The sequence below is a fragment of the Frankia sp. CeCAU1 genome (assembly GCF_977971845.1).
This window is the reverse complement of sequence record NZ_CDWWXA010000202.1, coordinates 1-6,147: the sequence shown is the minus strand read 5'-3', so window position 1 is coordinate 6,147 and position 6,147 is coordinate 1. Positions and strand designations below refer to the sequence as shown.

6 protein-coding genes are annotated in these 6,147 nt (G+C 65.0%); 3 read left to right on the top strand and 3 right to left on the bottom strand.

Annotation, left to right across the window (positions count from 1 at the left end; all coding sequences use genetic code 11):
* On the top strand, positions 1–212 hold a 212-nt coding region (locus AC08OO_RS22040), incomplete at its 5' end, for an IS3 family transposase (RefSeq protein WP_476611590.1).
* Positions 213–344: 132 nt separating this feature from the next.
* Here the strand turns inward: AC08OO_RS22040 and AC08OO_RS22035 are convergent.
* A complete protein-coding gene (locus AC08OO_RS22035; protein WP_011438399.1) occupies positions 345–854 on the bottom strand; it encodes an ester cyclase in 510 nt (169 codons plus the stop codon).
* Positions 855–1,122: 268 nt separating this feature from the next.
* Positions 1,123–1,965 (bottom strand): alpha/beta fold hydrolase, encoded by an 843-nt coding sequence (locus tag AC08OO_RS22030; RefSeq protein WP_476611589.1) that lies wholly within the window; start codon positions 1,963–1,965, stop codon positions 1,123–1,125.
* Positions 1,966–2,041: 76 nt separating this feature from the next.
* Here AC08OO_RS22030 and AC08OO_RS22025 point away from each other — a divergent pair, with 76 nt between their 5' ends.
* Complete coding sequence (locus AC08OO_RS22025) at positions 2,042–2,917, top strand: helix-turn-helix transcriptional regulator (protein WP_476611588.1); 876 nt, start codon at positions 2,042–2,044, stop codon at positions 2,915–2,917.
* 171 nt (positions 2,918–3,088) lie between these two features.
* Here the strand turns inward: AC08OO_RS22025 and AC08OO_RS22020 are convergent, their stop codons facing one another.
* Positions 3,089–4,798 (bottom strand): AMP-binding protein, encoded by a 1,710-nt coding sequence (locus AC08OO_RS22020; protein WP_023840037.1) that lies wholly within the window; start codon positions 4,796–4,798, stop codon positions 3,089–3,091.
* A gap of 206 nt (positions 4,799–5,004) precedes the next feature.
* Between AC08OO_RS22020 and AC08OO_RS22015 the strand changes: the two genes are divergently transcribed.
* On the top strand, positions 5,005–5,868 hold the full coding sequence (locus AC08OO_RS22015) for a LuxR C-terminal-related transcriptional regulator (protein ID WP_476611587.1): 864 nt from the start codon (positions 5,005–5,007) through the stop codon (positions 5,866–5,868).
* Positions 5,869–6,147: the final 279 nt, after the last annotated feature.

Below are 6,147 nucleotides of genomic sequence, written 5' to 3'. Positions count from 1 at the left end.
TCGAGAACTGGTTCGGTATCATCACCAAGCAGTCGATCCGGCGGGGAACCTTCAGCTCGGTCAAGGTGCTGATCAAACAGATCCGGGACTACATCGAGCACTGGAACTCCACTGCGGAGCCGTTCGTCTGGACCGCGACAGCCGGGGAGATTCTGGCCAAGGTCAAACTCGTCGAGACCAACATCAAGAAGTTGGTTGCCAACAACGGCTGACAAAGGAATCAGAATCACGCTCCACTAGGGCGTTCCTGCGCGTTTTGTTGTCCTCGGCGGCCTTCCCTGCCTGTGCAGGACAGGGCAACGCCGCCGCCCGTTACGACGGCGCGCCCTGTCCGTGGATGTGGGTTATGCGATGGTTGCGCGGATGGGTTCGCGGTCGGTCAGGCCAACTCCGCCGCGGGGGGCGTCGGCCTCTCCCTTCATCTGGCGGAAGATCGAGTCGTTGTCCCAGTACGCGCGTTCGGCGATGAGCTTGCCGGGGTTGTCGTCGCTGAAGAGGTAGAGTGCGGCGATTTCGAAGCGAACCACATGGTTCTGTGGAGTGATACCGGCGAACTCGCTCCGATGCGTTCCGGTGACAGTCACCTCTCGCCAGGAATAGCCGGGGAGGTCGTATTCTCCGGTGACGGTGATGACGAAGTCTGGTAAGGCGACAGTGAGCGCCTCGTAGAAGTCTTGCACGCCCCGGATGCCTTCGTAATGGGTGCTCATGGGGACGACATCGTAGAAGGAACGCTCGTCACGCACGAAGGTGTCGTAGACCTTCTCCCACTCCTTGGCGTTCTCCTGGCGAATGTGCTCCTCGATGGTCGCACGTTGCAGAGCAATCCGCTCCTCGACGGTAATAGCGATCATGGTATTGATTCCCTTTCTGATTGGTGTTTACTTTTCCATCTTGGTTTCTAGCGGCCGTCCGTCTCCAGTACGAAGAAGACCCACGAAGAAGGCCATGAAGACGTCCTGATTGAAAGCGTTGACCGGGTACGGGCAGGTGCGGAACCGGTCGAATAAACGCCGTTCTTCAGGATGCGTACCCGCGTTCACCGGTGGGCCCTTACCTTCGCCCAACTTCGGTACGGCACGGCGTCCGCCACCATGCCGAATAATCGGGTGGATGCTGCGGTCAGCGCACGGCAGCAGTGGCAGATGAAAGGGTGCCGACGAACTCGGTGAGTTCGGTGTCGAAGCGTGTGGGGTTCTCCACGAACGGTATGTGCCCCACGCCGGGGTACGCGGTCACGGTCGCCGCGGCAATGATGGTGTCCAACTCGGCGAAGGCGGCCGGGATGATGACGTTGTCGTCGCTGCCGTAGATGACCCGGGTGGGGATGGTCAGTTCGGCGAGCGCCTCATCGCCGTCGTCGACGCGCCCGAGGATCGTGGCCCGTACCCGCGGCGGTACCGCGAGGACGGCGCCGAGCAGTCGTTCGCGGGTGGCCTGATCCCAGTCCCCGGCGCGCAGTAGATCGACGAACGCGCCCGCCGCGGGAACCGCCTCGCCGAGGTCGGTCGAGGTCAGTCCACCGGCTGTCGCGAGAAAGTCCGGTCCCAACAGCGCCAGGGCGTCCGCGCTACCGATCTTGCGCAACGGGGACACCAACACCAGTCCGGACAGACCGGACTGTCCGTAGGTGCGTAGAAAGTCGGTAGCCACCAGACCGCCGTAGGACCACGCCACCAGAACCACCGGCCCCGGTCCGGCGAGCGAGATAACCGCCGCGAGGTCCTCGGCCCACGTGCGGCTGAGCGCGTAGGTGTCGTCCTCGGGTACATCCGAGCGGCCGTGCCCACGAAGGTCGGGCGCCAGGATGCGGAACGAATTCTGGATCCGCGCAACGAGCGGGTCCCACACGCCCGCGTTCAGCGACAGGCCGTGGACCAGCACGACGGTGGGCGCCTTTTCCGGGCTGTGCTCGAGGACTCGTAGTCGTGCCCCCGCAGCCCCGGTAACGATATGCTCTTTCATGGATTTCACCTTGGACTAGAATGTGACCGACACCACTACAATGATTGTCGTGAAGGTCCGCCTCAATGCCACTTAGGTGGCATTGAAAATCTTGGCGGCGAGTGATATGGTGATTCGTTCGGAAGTGGCGTCTCTCCGGGCGGGTAACGTCGCGCTGGACGCATGTTTGCTGGAGGCCGTCGTGGAGCTGGAAGCTGCGGACTACCGCCGCACTCTCGCGGTGATCAACGACTGTGTCGGTGCGACCGAGTCACCGTCCTTCCGTAGCGTCGTCCTCGACGCGTTCTCGGCGCACCTTGGCTACGAGCACCTCACCTTCTCCCTCGGCCGCCACCCGTCATTGCAGCTGGAATTGAGCGAGCCCCGCACTCGTGGCATCCTTCCCGAGCTCATGGCACGCTACCTGGACAGGTATGCCGGTCAAGATGTCTTCGCGCACAAGTTCGCTCGTCAACTGATGCAGGAATACGGCCAGGCCGTGCTCCCGCAACTGGCAGAGATGGCCCTCGGCAACGACAGATGCGGAGAATTCCTCGAGGATTTCTTGCCGCAAAACGACATCAGTGACAAGATCCTCGTCTGGCTGGATACCTCGCTGCCCGTTCACGGTTACATCGGAGTCGTCGCGACGGGCGGGCGCACCTTCGATCATAGAGATCACGAACTCCTGCGGGGACTTCGGCCGACGTTGTCGTACCTGCTGCGCAGCCACCTCGAACATCAGGTCGCGCCGGCGGGAATAGTCTTGTCGATCCGCGAGCACGAAATCGCCCGCTACGTTGCCGATGGATGGCCCAACAGATTGATCGCTCGGGAGCTCGGGATCTCGGAGTGGACCGTCAAACGTCACATCACCCATGTGCTCGCCAAGTGCGGCGTGCGGTCACGTACCGAGCTGGCCATCATGTGGCAGTCCGGCAGACGCGGAACCGACGCCGCGGAGCTCCTCTGACCGATCTGACCAGATATCGGAAGCCCAGGTCATGCTTGCGGGCGCCCTCATTCGCCCCTCATAACCGAGTCGCCTGAGCGCCACCGGGCTCACCGCTGCCGAACCGGACGACCCCCGGAACGGGGCGCGCACTCCAGCGCGCCCCGTCCACGGCCCGCGGTGTCTGGTCGATCAGTCGGCCTTACGGCTGGTCAGCCTGGGAAAGTCGGTGTCGCGGTACTCCATGCTGAGGCGGGTGCCCGCGGCTTCGCTCTCCCTGCTGCGCAGCTCGACGCGCCGGATCTTGCCGGAGATCGTTTTGGGTAGGTCGTAGAACTCCAGCCGCCGGACGCGCAGGTAGGGGGCAAGGTTTTCGCGGGCGTGACGGAGGATCGCCTCCGCTGTCTCGCGGTTCGGCTCCCATCCCGGAGCAAGTGCGATGTAGGCCTTCGGCACGGCCAGGCGTACCTCGTCGGGTGCGGGCACGACGGCTGCCTCAAGCACAGCCGGGTGTTCGACGAGGACGCTTTCCAGTTCGAAGGGGGACACCTTGTAGTCCGAGGCCTTGAACACGTCGTCGGTACGGCCGATGTAGGTGAGGTAGCCGTCCTCGTCGAGGGATGCGACGTCACCGGTGTGGTAGTAGCCGCCGGCCAGTACTTCCGCGTTGCGTTCGGGGCCGCCACGGTAACTGGTCATTAGCGCGAGCGGGTGCGCGGCCAGATCGAGGCACAGCTCTCCCTCAGTGCTGGAGCGCTGGCCGCTCACCGGGTCGACCAGGACCGTGGGCACGCCCGGCAGCGGACGGCCCATCGACCCCGGCTTGACAGCGGCGCCAGGTGAGTTGCCGACCTGGGCGGTCGTCTCGGTTTGGCCGAACCCGTCGCGCAGGGTCAGGCCCCAGTGGGCGCGGACCTGGTCGATGACCTCCGGATTGAGGGGTTCACCGGCCGACAGCACCTCGCGCAGCGCGCCGGGCCCGCCGGAAAGATCGACCTTGATGAGCATGCGCCACACGGTCGGCGGCGCGCACATCGTGGTTACGCCAGCCCGGCGGAGCTGCGCCAGCAGCTTGGCGGGGTCGAACGTGCCGTAGTTGTAGACGAAGATCGTTGCTTCGGCGATCCACGGCACGAAAAACGAGCTCCACGCGTGCTTTGCCCAGCCAGGGGAACTGATGTTGAGATGCACGTCACCGGGTTGCACCCCGGTCCAGTACAGGGTGGACAGGTGCCCGACCGGATAGGACACCTGGCTGTGCTCGACGAGTTTGGGCCGGCTGGTGGTTCCGGAGGTGAAGTAGAACAGCAGCGGATCGGTGGGGGCGGTACGGGATTCGAACCGGTGCACCTCGGTGACGCCGTCGGCCTCGGTGTAGGGGCGCCAGCCGGCGGCCTCGCCACCTACAATGACACCGTTCAGGTTTTTCAGCTTGACCTTCACCGCGTCGGCGGCATTGGCGATCACGCAGGTGGCGCCGCCGCGTTCGATCCGGTCGGCGAGGTCCGTCGGACCGATCGCGGTAGTGGTGGGTATGATTACCGCGCCCAGCTTCATGAGCGCCAGCATCGACTCCCAGAGCTCCACCTGGTTGCCGAGCATGAGGATCACCGGATCGCCCTTGCCGATGCCTAACCCGGCAAGCCAGGTCGCTACCCGGTCCGAGCGACGGGCCATCTCGTCATAGGTGCACCGACGTTCCGAACCATCCTCTTCCACGATCCACAGCGCCACCCGGTCGTTGTTCCGGGCGATTGGGTCAAACCAGTCGATGGCCCAGTTGAACTGGCCTTCGAACCGTGGCCAGCGGAACTCCTCCAGCGCCTTGCCGTAGTCCGTGCGCAAGTTGATCAGAAGATCGCGGGCAGTGCGGTAGGTCTCGGTCGCGGCAGTCGACGTCATCGGCAAACTCCTTCCAACACCGCACAGAGTCGTGCCGAGCCGCCCCCGCCGGCCACCCCCGAAAGTTGGTAGCAGGCGGGGATGGCCACGGGGTGGTAGCGGAGGTAGCCGCGTGATGGTCGCGGGGATGGCCGGTCGACGGCTTGGCTCGGCCGGGTTACTGTGACGTGCACAACATGGCGGTGTGCGCAATGAGGACGGACGCGATGAGTGACACCCGATTACTTCGTCCAGACGACCGCGCGGCCTTGCGGGCCGAGCTGCGCACCATCATCCGGCAGGGCGGAGTCCCGGTGGCATTCGCCGGTGAGGTGGGTGGCAACCGCTTGCGCCTGACGGAGTTCCTGGGCACTCGCACCACCGGCCTGCACAATCTGGAGGTCTGTCCCGGCACGGGACTGGGCGGCCGGGTGATCCTGCAGGGCCGCCCGGTCGGGGTGACCGACTACGCCAGCGCGCGGAGCATCACGCATGACTACGACCGGCCCGTCCTCCGCGAAGGTCTCGCCTCGTTACTCGCGGTTCCCGTTCACGCTGGTGGCCGTTGCCGTGCCGTCCTCTACGGCGCGGTGCGCCAGCCCGCCGCGTTGGGCGACCGGATACGGGACGAGATCGTTGCCGCGGGCCGGCGGCTCGTCCACGAGCTCACCATCCGCGACGAAGTCGATCATCGGTTGGCGATGGCCGAGTCGCTCGCGGCCGTCAGACAGCTCGAGCCCGCGCACGCCGCCACGCTTGAGGAACTTCGTTCGGTGCACTCCGAACTGAGGGCCATCGCGGGAGCCATGTCCGATTCGGCGCTCCAGCGCAGGATCTACGCGGCCGCACAACGTCTCGTCGCCGTCGGCGAGAGCGGGCCGGGAAGAAATTCCAAGATACGCCTGTCCACCCGTGAGACCGATGTCCTCGCCCAGGTCGCGCTTGGCTGCACCAATGCCGAGGTCGCAAACCGGCTTTCGCTCTCCCGCGAAACGGTCAAGGCATACCTGCAATCCGCCATGCGGAAACTGGACGCGGGCACACGCTACGAAGCCGTCGTCCGCGCCCGCAAGGCGATGCTGATCCCCTGAACTTACCCTGACTTCGCCCGGCGGGGACTTCCGCCCACGGAGAGCCGTGCCCGGTCTTCGTCGCTGAGCTGTTCGGGGCTCTCGTGGGCGTCGTGATGCGCCGAGAACCGCGTCGAGGGTCGGGCCGCCAAATCCTGCCATTCGAGGTACCAGGGCGCGGACTGTTCCCAGAAGTGGATCAGGCCGTTCGTGGCGAACGCGACACTGACCCGGCAGGGTGACCCGCAAAGTCTGTTTGCGCAGGTCGTGGGTCTGGCCGGGGTTTGAGGGGGCTGGGTG

Coding starts and splice junctions, on each gene's coding strand:
- AC08OO_RS22030 (WP_476611589.1), bottom strand. CDS start 1,965: ATGAAAGAGCATATCGTTACCGGGGCTGCGGGGGCACGACTACGAGTC.
- AC08OO_RS22035 (WP_011438399.1), bottom strand. CDS start 854: ATGATCGCTATTACCGTCGAGGAGCGGATTGCTCTGCAACGTGCGACC.
- AC08OO_RS22015 (WP_476611587.1), top strand. CDS start 5,005: ATGAGTGACACCCGATTACTTCGTCCAGACGACCGCGCGGCCTTGCGG.
- AC08OO_RS22020 (WP_023840037.1), bottom strand. CDS start 4,798: ATGACGTCGACTGCCGCGACCGAGACCTACCGCACTGCCCGCGATCTT.